Origin of the sequence: Luteipulveratus halotolerans, assembly GCF_001247745.1 — a bacterium.
GTDB lineage: Bacteria > Actinomycetota > Actinomycetes > Actinomycetales > Dermatophilaceae > Luteipulveratus > Luteipulveratus halotolerans.
Genome location: NZ_LAIR01000002.1, coordinates 4,129,027 through 4,146,847 on the forward strand (window position 1 = coordinate 4,129,027; position 17,821 = coordinate 4,146,847).

Consider the following 17,821-nt stretch of genomic DNA (forward strand, 5'->3'; position numbering starts at 1 on the left):
GCTGCTATGCGCACTCGTGAAGTCACATTTCGCCTGGTGAGTGGGCGTACGACGCGAGGCCGCGCATCCCTGCGCGCATCATCACCGCGTGGTTGGCGACGAGCACCGGTCGCAGCGCGCCCGAGACCCGACTGAGCCCGCGCTTGCTGACCGTGCACTCCTGCGCGTAGGCGACGTGCGCACCCACCGGCAAGGGTCGTACGACGAAGCGCGCCCAGCCGGTCAGGTCGCCCGACAACCCGGCTCGCAGCTCACCGCCGGCAGGGTCGACGACCTCACGGCTGATGACCACCCGCAACGTCACCGGGAGCACGCTGCGGATGACCACCAGACCCGAGGCGTCGTCGTACCGGATGATCGTGCGGATCTGCGGCCACCAGCGGTCCCACTCATCGGGGTGGCTCAGCGCTGCGAACACTCGTCCGGCCGGCGCGTCGAGGTCGTACGAGGACGCGAACCGGAAGTGCGCCACGACCTGTCAGGGCACCCGGATGATCAACGAACGGCGGTCGACACCGACCGTCAGCCCCACCGTCTCGCCGAGCAGGTCACCGTCGAGCTCGACACTGCGCGCCTCGGTCGATCGGACGCTGAACTCCTGACCGATGAGGTGGCTGACCTCCATCGTGTCGGTCATCTTGGTGCTGAGCACGTGCGCGACCAGCCGCGTCCACTCGCTCGGGCGACCGGCCGACAGGACCACGCCGTTGAGGAGCCCGTCGTCGACGCGGGCCTGGGGCATCAGGCGTACGCCGCCGGTGAGCTGGCCGCAGTTGCCGACCATGACCGTGGTCGCCGGACCCGAACGCGCGAGCTGGCCGTCGACGTGGACCTGCGTCTCGACGGGCTTGGCACGCAGGTGCTTGGTGCCGGCGACGACGTAGGCCATCCAGCCGATCTTGGCCTTGAGCGTCTCGGGTGTGCCGCCGAGCATGTCGGCGTCCAGGCCGTGACCGGCCATCACCAAGAAGCAGTGGTCCTCGACCGCGGTGCCCGTGCCGTCGCGGTCGATCTGGACGGTGCCCACGTCGATCGACAGGTCGCGACCGCTGAGCGCGACGCGCAGGCCGTCGGTGTAGCGGCGGAACGGCAGGCCGAGGTTGCGGGCGAGGAGGTTGCCGGTGCCGGCGGCGAGCAGGCCCATGGGGACGCCGCTGCCGCGCAGGGCCGTGGCCACACAGCGGACCGTGCCGTCGCCTCCGAGCGGGCACACCATGTCGACGCCCTCGGCGAGTGCGGCGCGGCCCTGACCGATGCCGGGGTCCTCGAGAGTCGTCTCGTACCAGAGGGGTTCGGCCCAGCCGAAGCCCTGGAAGACCGCGCTCAGGTCGTAGCGCAGACGATGCAGGTCGCGCGTCTTGGAAGGGTTGACGATGACCGCACCGCGCTTCACCTGATCACCTCGTCAACGTCGCTGTCGCCGCTGGTCCGGGGTCAACCTACCCGAGCCGGCGCCGTGCAGCGGCGGGCTCGGGAGGGACCGTCGTCGTCAGTGGGGGTCGGAACCGACGTGCGGCTCGGACGTGCCGGGGACGGCCGTCGGCTTGAGCGACTTCTCGCCCTTGCCGAACAGCAGCGACGTCAGGAAGCCCGGGACCGCCAGGAGCACGATGGCGAAGCCGAGGCACAGCATGAGCTCAGAGAACAGATCGACCACGAGCGCCAGCCTAGCCGTCCGCGCGAGGGCGTACGCGCGCGACCGTCGTACGTGGACGGCAATTCCCGTACGAGGACGCCGCCGGCCGTCGGTACCCTGACGTCCGTGATCGACATCAAGCTGCTTCGTGACCACCCCGACCTGGTGCGCGCCAGCCAGCGCTCCCGCGGGGCCGACGAGGGCCTCGTGGACGCGGCCCTGAGCGCGGACGAGGTGCGGCGGTCGTCTCTGCAGGAGTTCGAGGCCGCCCGTGGCCAGCAGAAGTCGGTCAGCAAGAACGTCGGTGCCGCGATGGGCGCGCTCAACGCCGCCAAGAAGAAGGGCGAGCCGACCGACGACCTCGAGAAGGCCGCCCAGCAGGCCCGCGACGACGCGACGGCCCTGAGCACCCGGGTCAAGGAGCTCGAGCAGGCCTCGTCCGACGCGAGCCGCGCCTTCGAGAAGGCTCTCAAGCAGATCGACAACATCGTCATCGACGGTGTCCCGCCGGGCGGTGAGGACGACTTCGTCGAGCTCGAGAAGGTCGGTGAGCCGACGACGTTCGACTTCGAGCCGTTGGACCACCTCGCGCTCGGCGAGCGCCTCGGCGCCATCGACATGGAGCGCGGCGCCAAGGTCGGGGGCTCGCGGTTCTACTTCCTCACCGGTGTCGGCGCCCGCCTCGAGCTGGCGATGCTCAACATGGCGATCGCGCAGGCGGTCGAGCACGGGTTCACGCCGATGATCACGCCGACGCTCGTGCGGCCCGAGATCATGGACGGCACCGGCTACCTCGACGCGCACGAGGACGTCTACCACCTGCCCGCAGACGACCTCTACCTCGTCGGCACCTCCGAGGTCGCGCTCGCCGGCTATCACAAGGACGAGATCCTCGACCTGTCCGACGGCCCGCGCCGCTACGCCGGCTGGTCGTCCTGCTACCGCCGCGAGGCCGGTTCGCACGGCAAGGACACCCGCGGCATCATCCGCGTCCACCAGTTCCAGAAGGTGGAGATGTTCGTCTACTGCAAGCCCGAGGACGCCGAGGCCGAGCACCAGCGGCTGCTCGGCTGGGAGCGCGACATGCTCGGCAAGATGGAGCTCCCGTACCGCATCATCGACACCGCGGCCGGTGACCTCGGTGGCTCGGCGGCGCGCAAGTTCGACTGCGAGGCGTGGGTGCCGACGCAGGGCCGCTACCGCGAGCTCACCTCGACCTCGAACTGCACGACCTACCAGGCCCGCCGGCTGGGCGTGCGGCAGCGCGTCGAGGGCGGCAAGACCGAGCCCGTCGCCACGCTCAACGGCACGCTTGCGACCACCCGTTGGCTGGTCGCGATCCTCGAGAACCACCAGCAGGCCGACGGTTCCGTGCGGGTGCCCGAGGCGCTGCAGCCGTTCCTCGGACTGGACGTCCTCAAGCCCCTCTGAACCACCATCGCTGGTCGAGCCGGCCCTCCTCGACCAGCGGGGGCGGCCGGCTCGGCTGCGAGCGGGTCGAGGAGGGGTTCGGTGAGGAGTGTGCACTGGTTCGTGTGGTGAACCACTCGCGCAGCTGGCTCACCTGACGAACCAGTGCACACTGCGCGACGAGACCCCTCCTGACCCAGGAAGTCTCGGCTGGTCGAGCCGGCCCGAGGTCCTCCCGCTGGTTGAGCCGACCCGAGGCGCTAGCCGTCCTCCCGCTGGTTGAGCCGACCCGAGGCGCTAGCCGTCCTCCCGCTGGTTGAGCCGACCCGAGGCGCTAGCCGTCCTCCCGCTGGTTGAGCCGACCCGAGGCGCTAGCCGAGGGGCGTGTCGAAACCTGGTGAGTCGCAGGGAGACTCGTCCGTCCGCGGTCGCGATGGTTTCGACACGGGCTCGCGCTGGGGCGCTCGCCCGGCTCAACCAGCGAGAGGGCTCAACCAGTGGGGGCTCCGTCGTACGACGGAGGCGGCGGCCGCGGTCACCGACCTACCCTGGTCGCCGTGCGACATGGTGGGGCGCGGTTCTTCGCGCTGGGTGACAGCTGGCGGCGTCCGCTGCCCGAACGCTGGCTGAGGCAGGACCTCCTCACGGCCGCGGCGTTCCTGCTGCTCGCGGCGATCGGCCTCGAGACGGCACGCAGCATGGCGGTGCTCGTCACGGGCAAGCCGGTCTGGGTCGAGTACGCCGCACTGGTGTCGACCGCGGTCGTGATCGTCTGGCGCAGGCGCTTCCCGCTGACCGCGATGGCGTTGGTGGCGGCGGCGATGTTCTGCACGGGTGTGTTCATGCCGGAGCTGATGCTCCAGTTCACCCCGCAGATCCTCTACCTGTTCGGGTTCTACTCGGGTATGGCGTGGGGTGCTCCGCGCGGTCGAGCGCTGGTCGTCACCGGGCTGATGGTCCTGTTCATGTTCGGCTGGCTGGCCTGGCAGTTCGTGTGGGGCGACTCGTGGGACGAGATGCGTTCTCGCCCCGACGTGGGCCTGCTCGGCGCGGGAGTGGCGAGCGTCGTCTACACCTTCGTCACCAACGCCGTCTTCTTCGGCGGCGCGATGGCGGCCGGTCAGATGGCCTGGCGCACCGCGCGGCAGCGCGCCGCGCTGCAGGAGCAGGCCGAGAAGATCGAGGCTCAGTCGCTGGAGCTGCAGCAGCAGGCGACGCTCGACGAACGCCTGCGCATCGCCCGCGAGCTGCACGACGTGGTCGCGCACCACGTCGCGGTCATCGGCATCCAGGCCGGGGCGGCACGCAAGACGCTCGACCGGCGTCCGGAGATGGCCGCGGGCGCGTTGCAGCAGGTCGAGGACTCCGCGCGGGAGGCCGTCGGCGAGATGCGCTCGCTGCTCGGCACGCTGCGCGCGGACGACGACGACCGCGCACCGCAGCCGACCGTACGAGACATCCCGGCCCTGGTGGACGAGGTGCGGTCGCGCGGGCTGCGGGTCTCGTACGCCGAGGTCGAGGCGAGCCCGGGGATGCTCGCAGAGGTGCCGTCGGTGGTGGGGCTGTCGCTCTACCGCACGGTGCAGGAGGCGCTGTCCAACATCCGCCGTCACTCCACGGCCGACAGCGCGCGGGTGGTGCTGCGGGCGCTGGACGAGGCGGACGGCGCGTACGCCGAGGTCGAGGTGCTCGACGACGGCGACCCGCGCGGCGGCACCGGTGGCAGCGGCCTCGGTCTGGTCGGCATGCGCGAACGCATCATCGCCCAGGGCGGTCTGGGTGACATCGGGCCGCGCGAGACCGGTGGCTACCGTGTCCGGGTGCGACTTCCGCTGACGGTCCGATCGTGACGGCACAGGACGCGCTGACGGTGCTGCTGGTCGACGACCAGCGTCTGGTGCGCAGCGGCTTCGCGATGATGCTGGGCGTCGAGGACGACATCGAGGTCGTGGGCGAGGCGTCCGACGGCGCCGAGGCCGTGACGCTGGCCCGCCGGCTGCAGCCCGACGTCATCCTGATGGACGTGCAGATGCCCGTCATGGACGGCATCGAGGCGACCGCCACGATCGTGCGCGAGGACATCGGCAAGGTCATCATCCTCACGACGTTCGACCGCGACGACTACCTCTTCGACGGCCTGCGAGCGGGCGCGAGCGGCTACCTGCTCAAGAACACCGACCCCGACGACCTCGCCGATGCCGTACGAGCGGTCGGCCACGGGCACGCGCTGCTGGCTCCTGAGGTGACGCGTCGGGTGATCTCCCAGCTCGACACCGTTCCGTCGAGTCCGCAAGCAGCACAACGCGATTCGCGTCTCGACCTGCTGACCGCGCGCGAGCGGGAGGTGCTCGGACTCATGGCCCGCGGACTGTCCAACTCCGAGATCGCCGGCGAGCTCTACCTCGGCGAGGCGACGGTCAAGACCCACGTGTCGTCCGTGCTGTCCAAGCTGCACCTGCGCGACCGCGTCCAGGCCGTCGTGCTCGCCTACGAGACCGGCCTCATCCTTCCGGGGGAGTGAGCAGACCCCACGTCCCGCCTCGTGGCGGATCCGGTCGGCGTACGCCGTTCCTAGCCTGGTCCCATGACCGACCGGGAGGCGTGGAGTGCTTGAGATCGACCAGCTGACAAGGCGTTTCGGCGACAAGGTCGCCGTCGATGCCGTGTCGTTCGACGTGCCGGACGGGCAGCTGACCGGCTTCGTCGGCGGCAACGGTGCCGGCAAGACCACGACGATGCGCATGATCATGGGAGTCCTCGCGGCTCACGGGGGCGAGGTCCGCTGGCAGGGCGACCCGGTCACCGCGGCCGACCGGCGAGGCTTCGGCTACATGCCGGAGGAGCGCGGTCTCTACCCGAAGCAGCCGATCCATGACCAGCTCGTGTATCTCGCTCGCCTGCAAGGGCGTTCGGCCTCGGACGCGAGCGCGGCGGCCACGGCGCTGCTCGACCGGTTCGACCTCGGTGAACGCCGCACCGACAAGCTCGAGTCGCTCTCGCTGGGCAACCAGCAGCGTGTCCAGATCGCGGCTGCCGTCATCGGTGAGCCGGACGTGCTGATCCTGGACGAGCCGTTCTCCGGCCTCGATCCGGCCGCTGTCGACTCGATGGTCGAGGTGCTGCGCGAGTACACCGTGCGCGGCGTACCCGTGCTCTTCTCCTCGCACCAGCTCGACCTCGTCGAACGGCTCTGCGACGGGCTGGTCGTCCTCAGCCGTGGTCGCGTCGTCGCGCAGGGCACGTCCGAGGGGCTGCGTCGTACGGGTACGACGCGGCACCGCCTGGTGGTGTCGGGGGACGCCGGATGGGTCAGGGGGCTCTCCGGCGTCACCGTGGTCGACGTCGACGGCCCGAGCGCGCTGCTCGAGCTGACGTCGGCCACGACCGACGAGGTCCTCGCCGAGGCGCTGCGCCGTGGCGGTGTGCGCGAGCTCGTCGAGGTCACGCCGTCCATCGCCGACATCTACCGCAAGGTCACCGCATGAGCACGCCGACGCAGGAGCGCCAGGTGACGACCCGCGAACCCGCGAAGGGCGTCTGGCGCATCGTCGCGGGCCGCGAGCTCGCGGTGAAGCTGCGGGATCGCAACTTCCTGATCTCGACCGGCGTCACGCTGCTGGCCATCGTCGTGTCGATGGTCGTCAGCGGCTGGCTCGGAGGACGTGCCGAGACGGTCGACCTCGCGGTGGCGGGCGACGGCTCGGCGCAGGTCGTCCAGGTCGCGCAGCAGGGCGCCGACGCCCGGGACGCCAACCTGACGCTGAGGCCCCACCAGGTCGCCGACGTAGCAGCCGTCGAGAAACAGGTCCGTGACGGCGACGCGGACGCCGGGCTGGTGCGTACGGGCACCGGGTGGCAGCTCATCGGCGACACCGACGAGAACGACGACCTGTCGACGTACGTCGGCACCGCCGCCGCTCAGCTCGCCGTCCAGCGCAACGCCGCGGCGGCCGGTACGACGATGGAGCAGCTCCAGCAGGGCGGCTCGGTGTCGTACCGCCTCCTGGACGACAGCGGCCGGGACCCGAGCATGGTCAAGGTCGTGGGCTTCGTGTTCGCGTTCTTGTTCTACCTGTCGTCGATCCTGTTCGGGATGGCGATCGCGCAGAGCGTGGTCGAGGAGAAGCAGAACCGCATCGTCGAGATCCTGGCCAGCGCGATCCCGTTGCGGCAGCTGCTGATCGGCAAGATCCTCGGCAACACGGCGCTGGCGTTCGCGCAGCTGGCGCTGTTCGTCGGCGCCGGCCTGATCGGGATGGCCGCAATGGGCCAGGGCTCGGACCTCGCGGCCGTCGCGGGTGCGGCCGGCTGGTTCGTCGTGTTCTTCGTGCTCGGGTTCCTCGCGCTGGCGGCGCTGTGGGCGGTCGCGGGATCGCTCGCCACGCGCAACGAGGACCTCCAGTCGACGTCGACACCGCTGTCGATGCTGCTGATGATCGTGATGCTCGCCGGCATCTTCGCGACGGGCACGGTCCAGGTCGTGGCGTCGTACGTGCCGATGCTGTCGATCGTGGCGATGCCGACCCGCATGGTCGCGGGGACAGCGTCCTGGTGGGAGCCGATCGTCTCGCTGGTGCTGCTGGCAGCCACCGCAGCCGTGATCGTGGTCCTCGCCGAGACGGTCTACCGGCGGTCGCTGATGCAGACGCAGGGTCGGATGACGATGCGTCAGGCGCTGCGCTCGAGCGACTGATCAGCACCCTGTGAACAGGGGTGGCGTTGCACAACTGCAATGTCATCCCTGTTCACATGCTCCGTGCGACCTGTACGTTGCCGCGGGGAGAGTTCCGTTTTCGCAGGAGGGCACATGAGCAGCACCCCGGGCGGTCAGCCGCCCCACGGTCAGGGCCCCGGAGGCGCACGTCGCCTGCCCGGGCAGGGCGGTCAGCAGCCCGATCGCGCGCCGGCGTCACCGCACGAGGAGCCCACGCGGGCTCAGCCCGTGGTGCCGACCGAGCCGCAGCAGCACCAGCAGGGCCAGCCGCAGCAGCCGTCGTACGGCCAGCAGGGCCAGCCGTCCTACGGTCAGCAGCAGGGCCAGCAGCCGTCGTACGGCCAGCCGCAGCAGCCGTCGTACGGCCAGCAGGGCTATGGCCAGCAGGCTCAGCAGGGCTACGGCCAGCAGGCCTCGTACGGCCAGGGCGCCCAGCCCGGCTACGGGCAGCAGCAGGGTTACGGCCAGGCGGCGTACGCCGGTGGCGCGGCTCCGGTCGCGACCAAGGCCTCGGGCATCGGCAAGATCCTCGGCTGGGTCCTGCTCGCCGTGGCGGTGCTGGCGATCATCGGTTCTGTCGTCACGTGGGCGAAGGTGTCGATGAGCGGTGACGGCCTCAGCGTGGACGTCTCCATCACCGGCCTGGGCAACACCAGTGCGCACAGCGACAACCCGCTGGTGCAAGCGCAGATCGACAAGCAGGGCACCGACTCGATCACCGGTGAGGACGAGGCAAAGCAGGGCTGGTTCACCCTCATCGCCGCGATCGTCGTGGCTGTCGTGGCGCTCCTGCGGGGTCTCGGCAAGATCCGACTCCCCGCGGCGATCGTCGGCGTGATCGGCGGCCTCATCGTCGCTGGTGTGGGCATCTACAACTACTTCGACATCCAGAGCGACGGCGACGACATCAAGGCTCAGGTCGGCCCTGGCGGCACCGTCGATGTCTCGACGGGCTGGGGTCTGTGGCTGGTGATCATCGCCGGTATCGCGATGCTCGCCGTCTCGATCGCGAGCCTGCTCAAGCGCGACTGACACACACCGCACCACTCGAAGGGCTCGCCGGTCACCCGACCGGCGGGCCCTTCGTCGTACCCCGGCGCTTAGGCTGACGGCGTGTCCCTGCTGATCGCACTCGACATCGACGGCACCACCGTGCACCACGACGGCCACCTGACCGACGCGGTCCGCGACAGCGTGCGCGCCGTCGCCGACGCAGGTCATCACGTCGTGCTGGCCACAGGCCGCTCCGTGATCGCCACCATCCCGATCGCCGAAAAGCTCGGCCTCTCAACGGGTTTCGCGGTCTGCTCCAACGGCGCGATCACGTTGCGTCTGGGCTCCGACCTGCCCGACGGCTACGAGATCATCGAGGCCGTCACGTTCGACCCGAAGCCGGCGCTCACGCTGCTGCGCGGCTCCTGGCCCGATGCGGTCGTGGCCGTCGAGGACGTCGGCGTCGGGTTCAAGGTCAGCGCGCCCTTCCCCGACGGCGAGCTCATGGGCGACCAGCGGGTGGTGCCCTGGGACGAGCTCGTGGGCCACCCGGCGACGCGCGTGACGTTCCGGTCGCCGACGGGCAGCGCCGAGGACTTCATGGAGCTCACCGAGCGCATCGGCCTGCACGGCGTCAACTACGCGGTCGGCTTCACCGCCTGGCTCGACATCAACCCCGAGGGCGTGTCCAAGGGCTCGGCCCTGGAGCAGGTACGCCGCAGCCTGGGCGTCGAGCCGGCCGACACCGTCGCGGTCGGCGACCAGCGCAACGACATCGAGATGCTGCGCTGGGCCGCGCGCGGCGTCGCGATGGGCCAGGCACCTGCTGAGGTGCAGGACATCGCCGACGAGGTCACCGAGACGGTCGACAACGACGGCCTCGCGCTCGTCCTGCGCACGCTCGTCTGAGCCCTTTCTCGCCGAGAGGCCCAGCAACGCGCGAGAGGCCCACTTGTGTGGCCGCATTTTCTGGGCCGCTCGGGCATTTCTGGGCCTCTCGGTGAGCAGGCTCGACTCGCTGGTGGCGGGCGGCGCACGTCGTACGGAATGCTGTGACGGCCATGGCTGAGCTCGTCATCACCTCCCCGTCCAACCCCCGTCTCAAGGCGCTCGTCGCGCTGCGCCGTCGTCGTACCCGTGAGCAGGAGGGCCTCACCCTCCTCGAGGGGTACGACGAGCTCGCCCTCGCGCTCGACGCCGGTGTGGTGCCCCGCACCTTGTTCTCCTGCCCCGAGCTGATGCTCGACCCGGGGCTGCAGGACGACGTCGTACGCCGGGTGGCCGCCCTGGGGGCCGAGACCGTCCGGCTGTCGCGGGCGGCGTTCGAGAAGGTCGCCTACCGCGAGGGACCGGACGGCTTCCTCGCCGTCGTGCCGTCGATCGACCGCACGCCCCGTGAGCTCGACCTGCCCGCCGAACCGCTGCTGCTCGTGGCCGAGGGCGTCGAGAAGCCCGGCAACCTCGGCGCCATGCTGCGCACCGCCGACGCGGCCGGAGCCGACGCGGTCATCGCCGCCGACCCGGTCACCGACTGGGGCAACCCCAACGTCGTCCGCGGCAGCAAGGGCACGGTGTTCTCCATGCCGGTGGCGAGCGCCCCGACCGCCGACACCCTGACGTGGCTGGCCGAGCGCGGCGTCCCCCTGCTCGCGGCCACGCCCGACACCGAGACGCTGCACACCGACGTCGACCTCACCGGGCCGGTCGCGATCGCCGTCGGCACCGAGAAGTACGGCCTCACCGACGCCGTTCTCGACGCCGCCACCCACCGCGTACGCATCCCGATGGCGGGCCTGGTCAACTCGTTGAATGTGGCCACATCGGCCGCGATTCTGCTGTACGAGGCGGTTCGCCAGCGCGCTATCAGATGACAGCCATGTGTCGTGTGTGTTTCGGGCCATACCCGTTTTCAGGTTCTTGCCAGGTGCGTGGCACGATGACCGGTATGCGCATAGACCACGTCGTGTACGCAGCCGAGCAGGACGGCCTCGTGGCCACGTCCAAGCGCCTGGGGGAGCAGCTCGGGGTCGATGTGGTGGACGGGGGACTGCACCCGCGTTTCGGCACCCGCAACGTCGTGATCCCGCTGTCGCACCACCGCTTCATCGAGGTCGTGGAGCCGCTCGACCACCCCGCGTCCGACAAGGCCCCGTTCGGCCAGGCGGTCAAGGCCTGCTCCGAGAACGGCGGCGGCTGGCTCGGCTGGGTCGTCGAGGTCCGTGACCTCGCCAAGGCCGAGGCGCGTGTGGGTCGTGAGGCCGCCCCGGGCAACCGTCACCGTCCTGACGGTGTCGAGATCACCTGGAAGCAGCTGGGCGTCAAGGGCCTGATGGCCGACCCGCAGGTGCCGTTCTTCATCCACTGGGACGACGAGGCCCAGCACCCGTCCCACGACGGCAGCGCCGACGCCGACCTCAAGAGCCTGCAGATCGCCGGCTCGCCCGACCGGGTCCGCGAGTGGCTCGGCCTCACCGGTGAGCCCGGCGTCGACCGTGACGAGTGGGAGCCCGAGGTCGGCTTCGACTTCGCCGCTCCGCACGGCACGCCCGGTCTGATGTCGGTGACGTTCGAGACCTCCAAGGGCTCGATCACCATCTGACCCGACGTCGTACGAAGGGCGCCTGCCACGACGGCAGGCGCCCTTCGTCGTCCTCGCAGTCACCTCGTACGAGGTCGAGAACCGTTGCGGGTCAACGAGACTCGCGGTCGAGGAACGCCTTCGCGAGCCGCTTGGGTGCGCGGGCGGCCCACGCGTCGGTGATGATCTCGCGCAGCTCGTCGACGCTGACCAGATGCAGGTCGCGCTCGCGGATCAGCACCGCGCGGTAGCCGTCGACGTGCGGAGTCGTGAAGAACGGAGACCGCTCGTCCTGCACCAAGGCGTCCTTGTCGTCCAGGCCTGGCGTGTGGATGACGATCACCTCGGGCAGCGACACGGCGATGTCGTGCAGGTCGTGGGTGCTGGCGCCCCGCTCGCTCATGGGCCCACACTGGGCGCGGGTACGGACACCGCGCCGCCGCTCGGAACCAGCCACGGCTGGTGAGCCGTCGGAGCGCTGCCGCCCCGGACAGGGGCACACGTCCCTGTCGCGCAGGGCGACATCTCTCAGGGGAGCGACACGATGAACCCGAACCGCTTGGCCGCGCTGTACTCCGACCCGGCCCGCGAGCGACGTCTCGGCGTCCGGTTCGCCCTCGGCGCCGTCGTCCTCGCCGCGCTGGCTGCGCTGGCGGTGGTCGGCATGGTCGCCGGCGGCTTCCGGCTCGGTCTGGTGCCGGTCGTGCTGGTCTGCGGCGTCGGCGCCCTGATGTTCGCGCTGCTCGCGGTCAACAACCTGATCCTGGCCCGTCAGACCGGCGAGGACCTGCTGACGCTCGCGGTCGAGAAGGACGGCATCGTCGGCCCCGGTCAGGTGCGGGCCGACTGGGACGAGATCACGGGCGTCGAGCTGCGTACCCACGGTCGCGCACGCCGTGCCGACGCCGGTCACACACCGCGCGAGGTGGTCGTGCGCGTTCGCGACCACGGCGGGCTGCTGGCCCGTACCGATCCCGACCAGCACCACCTCCTGGACCGTGAGCCCGACGGCAGCGGCAAGATGGCCACTGGCCTGGGTGCGGCCACCGACCCCGAGGTCAGCGCGCTCGTCGACGTCCTGCGTGCCGAGCTGGCCCGGCGTGCGATCCCGTTCGACGAGGGCCGCCCGACGCCCTCGGGCGCGCGAGCCTGATCAGCTGCGCCGGGCCACCATGAGCTGGTGGCCGCTGGTGCCTTCGGGCACGAGCTCCTCGTGCACGACCGCGAGACCGGCCTGCTCGAACCACGCGCGGTAGGTCGCCGCGTCGGGATGGCTCCACCACATGTCGACGCTGCCGCCGAGCCAGTCCTGCTCGCGTCCCTGCCACGCGTTGTGGCCGACGGTCGCGACGACGATCCCGGCGGGGCGTACCCATGACGCCATGCGGGTGATGAGCGGCTGCTGCCGGTCGATCGGGATGTGGATCAGCGAGTACAACGTCACGATCGCCTCGAAGCTGCCGGGCTCGAATGCGACGGCGTCGGGGTCGCTGGCGTCAGCCCTGATGAGCTCTGCCGAGGGTACGAGGGTGGCAGCCCGCGCGATCATCTCCTCCGAGACGTCGACGCCTGTGACGCGAAAACCGTTGTCCACCAACCACTTCGATGCCGGCACGCCGTTGCCGCAACCCAGGTCGAGGACGCGTCCGCCGGCGGGGGTGTGGTCGCGCACCCAGGCCAACCACCCGGCGTACCGTGTCTGGGTCTCGTCGTCGGCGATGTCGCCGCGGTAGGCGCGCGACAGGGCGTTGTAGCCCTCGCGCACGCGTGCGACCTGGTCGGTCGGCTCGGACATGGGCCCAGCGTATGCCGGTAGCGTCGCTGGCATGGAGATCACCATCGCCGTGGACGGCGAAGAGATCGGCGGCTACCTCGCAGAACCCGACCCCCGGTTGCACGGCCCCGGACCATGGCCGGCCGTGGTGATCCTGCACGACATCGTCGGTCTGAGCGACGACGACCGGGTCATCGCCGACCGGTTCGCCCAGGCCGGCTATCTCGCGGTGCTGCCCGACCTGTACTCACGGGGTGGGGCGCTGCGCTGCATCAGGTCGACGATGAAGGCACTGCGGGCCGGGCAGGGTCAGGTCTTCCGCGACGTCGAGGCCACCCGGCTGATGCTCGAGGAGCGCCGCGACTGCACCGGGCGGATCGGCGTCGTCGGGTTCTGCATGAGCGGTGGTTTCGCGCTGCTGATGGCGGCGCGCGGGTTCGACGCGAGCGCGCCCTACTACGGCGAGGTCCCGTCCGACGAGTCCGTGCTCGACGGCGCCTGCCCCGTGGTCGCGAGCTTCGGCGGACGTGACCCGGCCCCGGGCATGAAGGGTGCTGCCGCCCGGCTGGAGTCCGCCCTCACCGCGCGGGGTGTCGAGCACGACGTCAAGGAGTACCCGCGCTCGGGGCACTCGTTCGCCAACCGGTACGACGGCGCGCCGCTGCTGCGCGTGCTGCGGATCGGCTACCGGCACGACGACAGCGAGGACGCCTGGCGGCGGGTGCTCGCGTTCTTCGCCACCCACCTGACAGGAGCCACTGAGCGGTCGTAGACGCTGGGAAGCCGCGTCGCGAGCTCGCGCCCGTCGCCGGGCGCCTGAGGGTTCGTCGGTGACTGTGCGCTGGTTCGTGTGGTGAGCCAGCCGTCCCGCTGGTCGAGTAGGCGAGCCCCACGGGCGAGCCGTATCGAGACCTCCGTAGCCGTGGCCCGGTAGTCTCGATACGGGTCTGCGCTCGGGCTCCGGCCCTCCTCGGCCGGTGAGGACGGTGCTCGGGTCAGACGCCGGTGATCTTGCAGAACGACGCGTAGTGGTCGCCGGTGTAGTACCAGTTGGGCGGGCTCGTCAGCGGCGTGCCACCGGTGACGATGCGCCGGGCACCGCGGGTGTCCTCGCCCGGGGTCTTGACGGTGTACTCGTGGTAGTAGCCGTAGGTCTGCGACGGCAGGATGCCCTCACGGTTCTGGAAGACCGTGCCGTCCTGGTCGTACGGGAACGGACCGCCCGCCTTGATCAGGTTGGCCGTCGTCGTGGCCTCGGCGGGCAACGACGAGAGCGCGCAGTCGGGCACTGCGGCATCAGCGGAGGGGTGAGCGGCCAGGGTGAGGCCGGCGGCGACGACGGTGGCGGAGGCGAGTCGTCCGAAGCGACTGGTCAACGTGGTCATGGCCACCACCGTGTCGTCGTACGACGGCATGCGGGTGGCCGCGCCGTCAGGACTTCGTCAGGAGTTGGCCAGCGCCACGTTGCCGATCGTGTGGTGCGCGGGCGTCAGTCGCGGTCGAGGTAGTCGACCAGCTGGGGCGCCAGGCCGACGTACGACTGCGGGGTCATCGCGACGAACCGCTCCTCGACGTCGGCCGGCAGGCCGAGGCCACGGACGAACTCGCGCAGGTCGTCGCCGTTGATGCGGCGACCGCGGGTGAGCTCCTTGAGGCGCTCGTACGGCTGGTCCATGCCGGGGTGGCCCTGGGCGCCGAGCGCGCGCATGGCCGACTGCACCGGCTCGCCGAGCACCTCCCAGTTGCCGTCGAGGTCGGCGGCCATCGCCGCGGGGTTGGCGTCGAGCCCGGCCAGGCCGCGCGAGGCGTTGTCGATCGCGAGCAGCGAGTGCCCGAACGCCGTGCCGATGTTGCGCTGCATCGAGGAGTCGGTGAGGTCGCGCTGCAGTCGGCTGGTCACGAGGGTCGAGGCGAGCACGTCGAGCAGTGCGTTGCTGACCTCGAGGTTGGCCTCGGCGTTCTCGAACCGGATCGGGTTGACCTTGTGCGGCATCGTCGACGAGCCGACCGTGCCCTGGCCGCGCACCTGGGCGAAGTAGCCGAGCGAGATGTAGGACCACACGTCGGTGCACAGGTTGTGCAGGATGCGGTTGAAGCGCGCGATGTCGGCGTAGAGCTCGGCCTGCCAGTCGTGGCTCTCGATCTGGGTCGTGAGCGGGTTCCAGGTGAGGCCGAGGCCCTCGACGAATCCCTGTGAGACAGAAGGCCATTCGACGTCGGGCAGCGCCGCGGTGTGCGCGCCGTAGGTGCCGGTGGCGCCGTTCATCTTGCCGAGGAACTCCTGGCCGCCGATGCGCGTGAGCTGACGACCCAGCCTGTACGCGAGCACGGCCAGCTCCTTGCCCATCGTCGTCGGGGTGGCCGGCTGACCGTGGGTGTGCGACAGCAGGGGCACGTCGCGCAGGTCGCGGGCCATACCGCTGACCTGCTCGACGAACGCCTGCGCCTTGGGCAGCCACACCTGCTGGACGGCGCCCTGCACCATCAGCGCGTAGGAGGTGTTGTTGATGTCCTCGCTGGTGCAGCCGAAGTGGATGAGCTCGGCGAGGCCGGCCGCGTCGGAGCCGGCGATGCGCTCGAGGCGCCGCTTGAGGAAGTACTCGACGGCCTTGACGTCGTGGACGGTCTCGCGCTCGATCTCAGCGAGCTCAGCGATCTCGTCGGGGCCGAACTCCTCGACCACTGCGCGCAGCTGCTGCTGCTCGTCAGCGGTCAGCGCGCGGACGCCCGGCACGACCTGCTGGTCGGTGAGGTGGATCAGCCACTCGACCTCGACGTGCACGCGCCGGCGGTTGAGCGCGGCCTCGGACAGGTGGTCGACCAGGGGAGCGACCGCGGGGCGGTAGCGCCCGTCGAGGGCACCCAGAGCGATCGGCGGCGTGACGTCGGCAAGAGAACGCATGGGCGGCATTCTCTCAGGCCCCGCCGGGCGGTCGTCGTACGCGCCCGGCAGGTGACCGCGCGCAAAAATAAACCCGCCCCACGAAGGGGGCGGGCGGTGTGTGTCGATTGTTGCAGCACCGAGGCGTATGCGGCAACCGGACTTCACCAAGCCCGCGGCTTGTGGAGCCTGCCGACATTGGCCGACAGCTGCGCCGCTCGGAGCTCGGTCGTGGTGAGCTGGTGCCACCAGTGCTGCCCGACGCCATCGCTCGGTGAGCCGTTGAGGTCGCCGGCGGTGTAGCCCTTGGTGGGATTGACCGTGCCGACAGGTACGCGCAGCCGGGCTTGGGCGACGGGGAACGCCAGATCACTGTCGTTGCTGATCACCACTGCGGCGTCGACATCGCCCTGGAGGACATCGATGAGCAGGTGCGCAGCGACATTGACATCGCTGCCCTTCTCCTCACGTCGTGCGACCGAGGCCATGAAGGTGGCATTCGGGACGTCGTCCGAGCCGTCCTTGATCATGACGGGCCACGCCGGACGCGTGAGAACCGGCCGCTTGCGTTTGTTGGCAGTCGCCAGTGGGGCGGTGGCAACTCGTGACACATAGTTGCCCAGTGCGATCTCGTCGACAGAGGCTGAGGCACGGAGAGCCCGCAGGTAGACCTCCTGATCACGCGGTGCCGATGCGGCCGGGTTGTCCGCGTCAGCCTTGATGCGGGCGGTGCAGTACACGACACGTGTACTGGTCACCGACGGCCATGCCGCGCGAGCAGCGACGAGGTTCGTGCTGAGGGTGCGCAGGTCGAGCCATCGCCATCCGGGCACACCCCGTGCGCCTATGAGACCGCGTCCTCCGTAGTAGAGGTTGAAGCCGTCGATGTAGATCCCCACCCGCATGGCGGCAACGTAGTGGTGCCCACAGACAGGCAACGCATTCGTGGCATCCGGCCGGCCGGCCGCCTCAGCCCGCGCCGTCGGCGAGCGCGATCACGTTGAAGACCTCGCCCTCCTGGCCCCGCAGCGTCGCCTCCGGCCCGAACGGTGTGTCGAACGTCATCAGCACGTCGACGCCGTCCTCCATCTCGGCCAGGCTCACGGTCGAGTCGCGGTCAGCCACGGCGAAGTGCACCAGCCAGCTCGGCGGGACCTCGTCGGGCAGCTCGGCGGCCAGGTGCATGCCGCCGGCCGGACGCTCGGCGCCGGGCGGGGTGAACAGCACGTAGTCGTCGCCGGTCGGCTCGTAGGTGTAGCCGAACACCGCGGCGTAGAACGTCTTGGCGGCCTCGAGGTCGCGGGTCATCAGGTCGTTCCAGGCGAGGGTGCCGGGCTCGCCGTAGACCTGCACGCCGGTGATGTCGCCGCCCTGCCAGACGCTGAAGCTCGCGCCGGTGGTGTCCTCGAAGATCGCCATGCGCCCCGGGCCGACGTCGGTGGGCTCCATGACGACCGTGCCGCCCGCGTCGCGGACCGCCGCGGCCGTGGCGTCGGCGTCGTCGGTGGCGAAGTAGGTGGCCCAGAACGTGCCCTGGCCCTTGTCGGCGTTGGCCGAGATGCCGGCTGCGGACCGGCCGTTCTTGAGACAGATCGTGTAGCGGCTCGGACCGTCGCCTTCGTCGGTGTCCCAGCCGAACAGGTGACCGTAGAAGCGGCGGGCGCGGTCGAAGTCGTCGAACCCGCAGTCGACCCAGCACGGGGTCCCGGCCGGCCAGACGGTGTCACGCGTGGGCATGGTGGGGCTCCTTCGTCGGGGGCTGTGCGTTCAGGACCAGCCAACCACCGGCGTACGACGTCCGCCACAGACATTGCGGACAAGTCCCCGTCCGTGCG

Annotated in this window: 20 protein-coding genes; 11 read left to right on the forward strand and 9 right to left on the reverse strand. The window is 70.4% G+C overall.

Translation table 11 applies throughout. From position 1 onward, the window contains the following. Window positions 1–22 precede the first annotated feature (22 nt). From VV01_RS20720 to VV01_RS23560, 3 genes are all read right to left on the reverse strand, one after another. The gene (locus tag VV01_RS20720) at window positions 23–472 is read right to left on the reverse strand and encodes an SRPBCC family protein (RefSeq protein ID WP_050671554.1); all 450 of its coding nucleotides are present in this window, start codon (window positions 470–472) and stop codon (window positions 23–25) included. A 6-nt stretch (window positions 473–478) separates the two neighbouring features. Beyond that, window positions 479–1,393, reverse strand: a complete 915-nt coding sequence (locus VV01_RS20725) for a diacylglycerol/lipid kinase family protein (RefSeq protein WP_050671555.1) — start codon at window positions 1,391–1,393, stop codon at window positions 479–481. 96 nt (window positions 1,394–1,489) lie between these two features. Next, window positions 1,490–1,657, reverse strand: coding sequence for a hypothetical protein (locus VV01_RS23560; RefSeq protein WP_157509004.1), 168 nt, complete (start codon window positions 1,655–1,657; stop codon window positions 1,490–1,492). A gap of 105 nt (window positions 1,658–1,762) precedes the next feature. On the opposite strand from VV01_RS23560, the gene serS reads away from it, so the two are divergent. From serS to VV01_RS20770, 9 genes are all read left to right on the forward strand, one after another. Continuing rightward, entirely contained in the window at window positions 1,763–3,067 is a 1,305-nt protein-coding gene (serS, locus tag VV01_RS20730) for a serine--tRNA ligase (protein ID WP_050671556.1), read from the forward strand. Between the two features lie 536 nt (window positions 3,068–3,603). Next, a complete protein-coding gene (locus VV01_RS20735; protein ID WP_197275126.1) occupies window positions 3,604–4,896 on the forward strand; it encodes a sensor histidine kinase in 1,293 nt (430 codons plus the stop codon). 65 nt (window positions 4,897–4,961) lie between these two features. Then, the gene (locus VV01_RS20740) at window positions 4,962–5,567 is read left to right on the forward strand and encodes a response regulator (protein WP_082221272.1); all 606 of its coding nucleotides are present in this window, start codon (window positions 4,962–4,964) and stop codon (window positions 5,565–5,567) included. Window positions 5,568–5,652: 85 nt separating this feature from the next. Further along, window positions 5,653–6,531: an ABC transporter ATP-binding protein gene (locus VV01_RS20745; protein WP_050671559.1), complete on the forward strand. Its 879-nt coding sequence runs from the start codon at window positions 5,653–5,655 to the stop codon at window positions 6,529–6,531. Continuing rightward, on the forward strand, window positions 6,528–7,739 hold the full coding sequence (locus VV01_RS20750; protein ID WP_050671560.1) for an ABC transporter permease: 1,212 nt from the start codon (window positions 6,528–6,530) through the stop codon (window positions 7,737–7,739). Before VV01_RS20745 ends, VV01_RS20750 begins: the two co-directional genes overlap by 4 nt. A gap of 114 nt (window positions 7,740–7,853) precedes the next feature. Beyond that, on the forward strand, window positions 7,854–8,792 hold the full coding sequence (locus tag VV01_RS24105; RefSeq protein ID WP_050671561.1) for a hypothetical protein: 939 nt from the start codon (window positions 7,854–7,856) through the stop codon (window positions 8,790–8,792). Window positions 8,793–8,873: 81 nt separating this feature from the next. Further along, window positions 8,874–9,662, forward strand: coding sequence for an HAD family hydrolase (locus tag VV01_RS20760; protein ID WP_050671562.1), 789 nt, complete (start codon window positions 8,874–8,876; stop codon window positions 9,660–9,662). A gap of 152 nt (window positions 9,663–9,814) precedes the next feature. Beyond that, window positions 9,815–10,624 carry a TrmH family RNA methyltransferase gene (locus tag VV01_RS20765; RefSeq protein WP_050671563.1) on the forward strand — a complete coding sequence of 270 codons (810 nt, stop codon included), beginning with the start codon at window positions 9,815–9,817 and terminating at the stop codon, window positions 10,622–10,624. A 74-nt stretch (window positions 10,625–10,698) separates the two neighbouring features. Continuing rightward, the gene (locus tag VV01_RS20770; protein WP_050671564.1) at window positions 10,699–11,352 is read left to right on the forward strand and encodes a VOC family protein; all 654 of its coding nucleotides are present in this window, start codon (window positions 10,699–10,701) and stop codon (window positions 11,350–11,352) included. A 91-nt stretch (window positions 11,353–11,443) separates the two neighbouring features. On the opposite strand, the gene VV01_RS20775 is transcribed toward VV01_RS20770, so the two are convergent. Beyond that, window positions 11,444–11,734 (reverse strand): hypothetical protein, encoded by a 291-nt coding sequence (locus VV01_RS20775; protein WP_050671565.1) that lies wholly within the window; start codon window positions 11,732–11,734, stop codon window positions 11,444–11,446. Window positions 11,735–11,875: 141 nt separating this feature from the next. Between VV01_RS20775 and VV01_RS20780 the strand changes: the two genes are divergently transcribed. Then, the gene (locus VV01_RS20780; RefSeq protein WP_050671566.1) at window positions 11,876–12,484 is read left to right on the forward strand and encodes a hypothetical protein; all 609 of its coding nucleotides are present in this window, start codon (window positions 11,876–11,878) and stop codon (window positions 12,482–12,484) included. Here VV01_RS20780 and VV01_RS20785 read toward each other — a convergent pair whose 3' ends face one another. Next, window positions 12,485–13,126 (reverse strand): class I SAM-dependent methyltransferase, encoded by a 642-nt coding sequence (locus tag VV01_RS20785; RefSeq protein WP_050671567.1) that lies wholly within the window; start codon window positions 13,124–13,126, stop codon window positions 12,485–12,487. It lies immediately after the preceding gene. A 31-nt stretch (window positions 13,127–13,157) separates the two neighbouring features. On the opposite strand from VV01_RS20785, the gene VV01_RS20790 reads away from it, so the two are divergent. Beyond that, window positions 13,158–13,877 carry a dienelactone hydrolase family protein gene (locus VV01_RS20790; protein WP_050671568.1) on the forward strand — a complete coding sequence of 240 codons (720 nt, stop codon included), beginning with the start codon at window positions 13,158–13,160 and terminating at the stop codon, window positions 13,875–13,877. A gap of 223 nt (window positions 13,878–14,100) precedes the next feature. Here the strand turns inward: VV01_RS20790 and VV01_RS20795 are convergent, their stop codons facing one another. The 4 genes from VV01_RS20795 to VV01_RS20810 all read right to left on the reverse strand — a co-directional run bounded on the left by VV01_RS20795 (window position 14,101) and on the right by VV01_RS20810 (window position 17,723). Then, on the reverse strand, window positions 14,101–14,490 hold the full coding sequence (locus VV01_RS20795) for a ribonuclease domain-containing protein (RefSeq protein WP_082221273.1): 390 nt from the start codon (window positions 14,488–14,490) through the stop codon (window positions 14,101–14,103). 104 nt (window positions 14,491–14,594) lie between these two features. Beyond that, window positions 14,595–16,007 carry an adenylosuccinate lyase gene (gene purB, locus VV01_RS20800; protein ID WP_050671569.1) on the reverse strand — a complete coding sequence of 471 codons (1,413 nt, stop codon included), beginning with the start codon at window positions 16,005–16,007 and terminating at the stop codon, window positions 14,595–14,597. Window positions 16,008–16,150: 143 nt separating this feature from the next. Then, window positions 16,151–16,891: an NYN domain-containing protein gene (locus VV01_RS20805; protein WP_050671570.1), complete on the reverse strand. Its 741-nt coding sequence runs from the start codon at window positions 16,889–16,891 to the stop codon at window positions 16,151–16,153. 64 nt (window positions 16,892–16,955) lie between these two features. Continuing rightward, entirely contained in the window at window positions 16,956–17,723 is a 768-nt protein-coding gene (locus tag VV01_RS20810; protein ID WP_050671571.1) for a VOC family protein, read from the reverse strand. Window positions 17,724–17,821 lie beyond the last annotated feature (98 nt).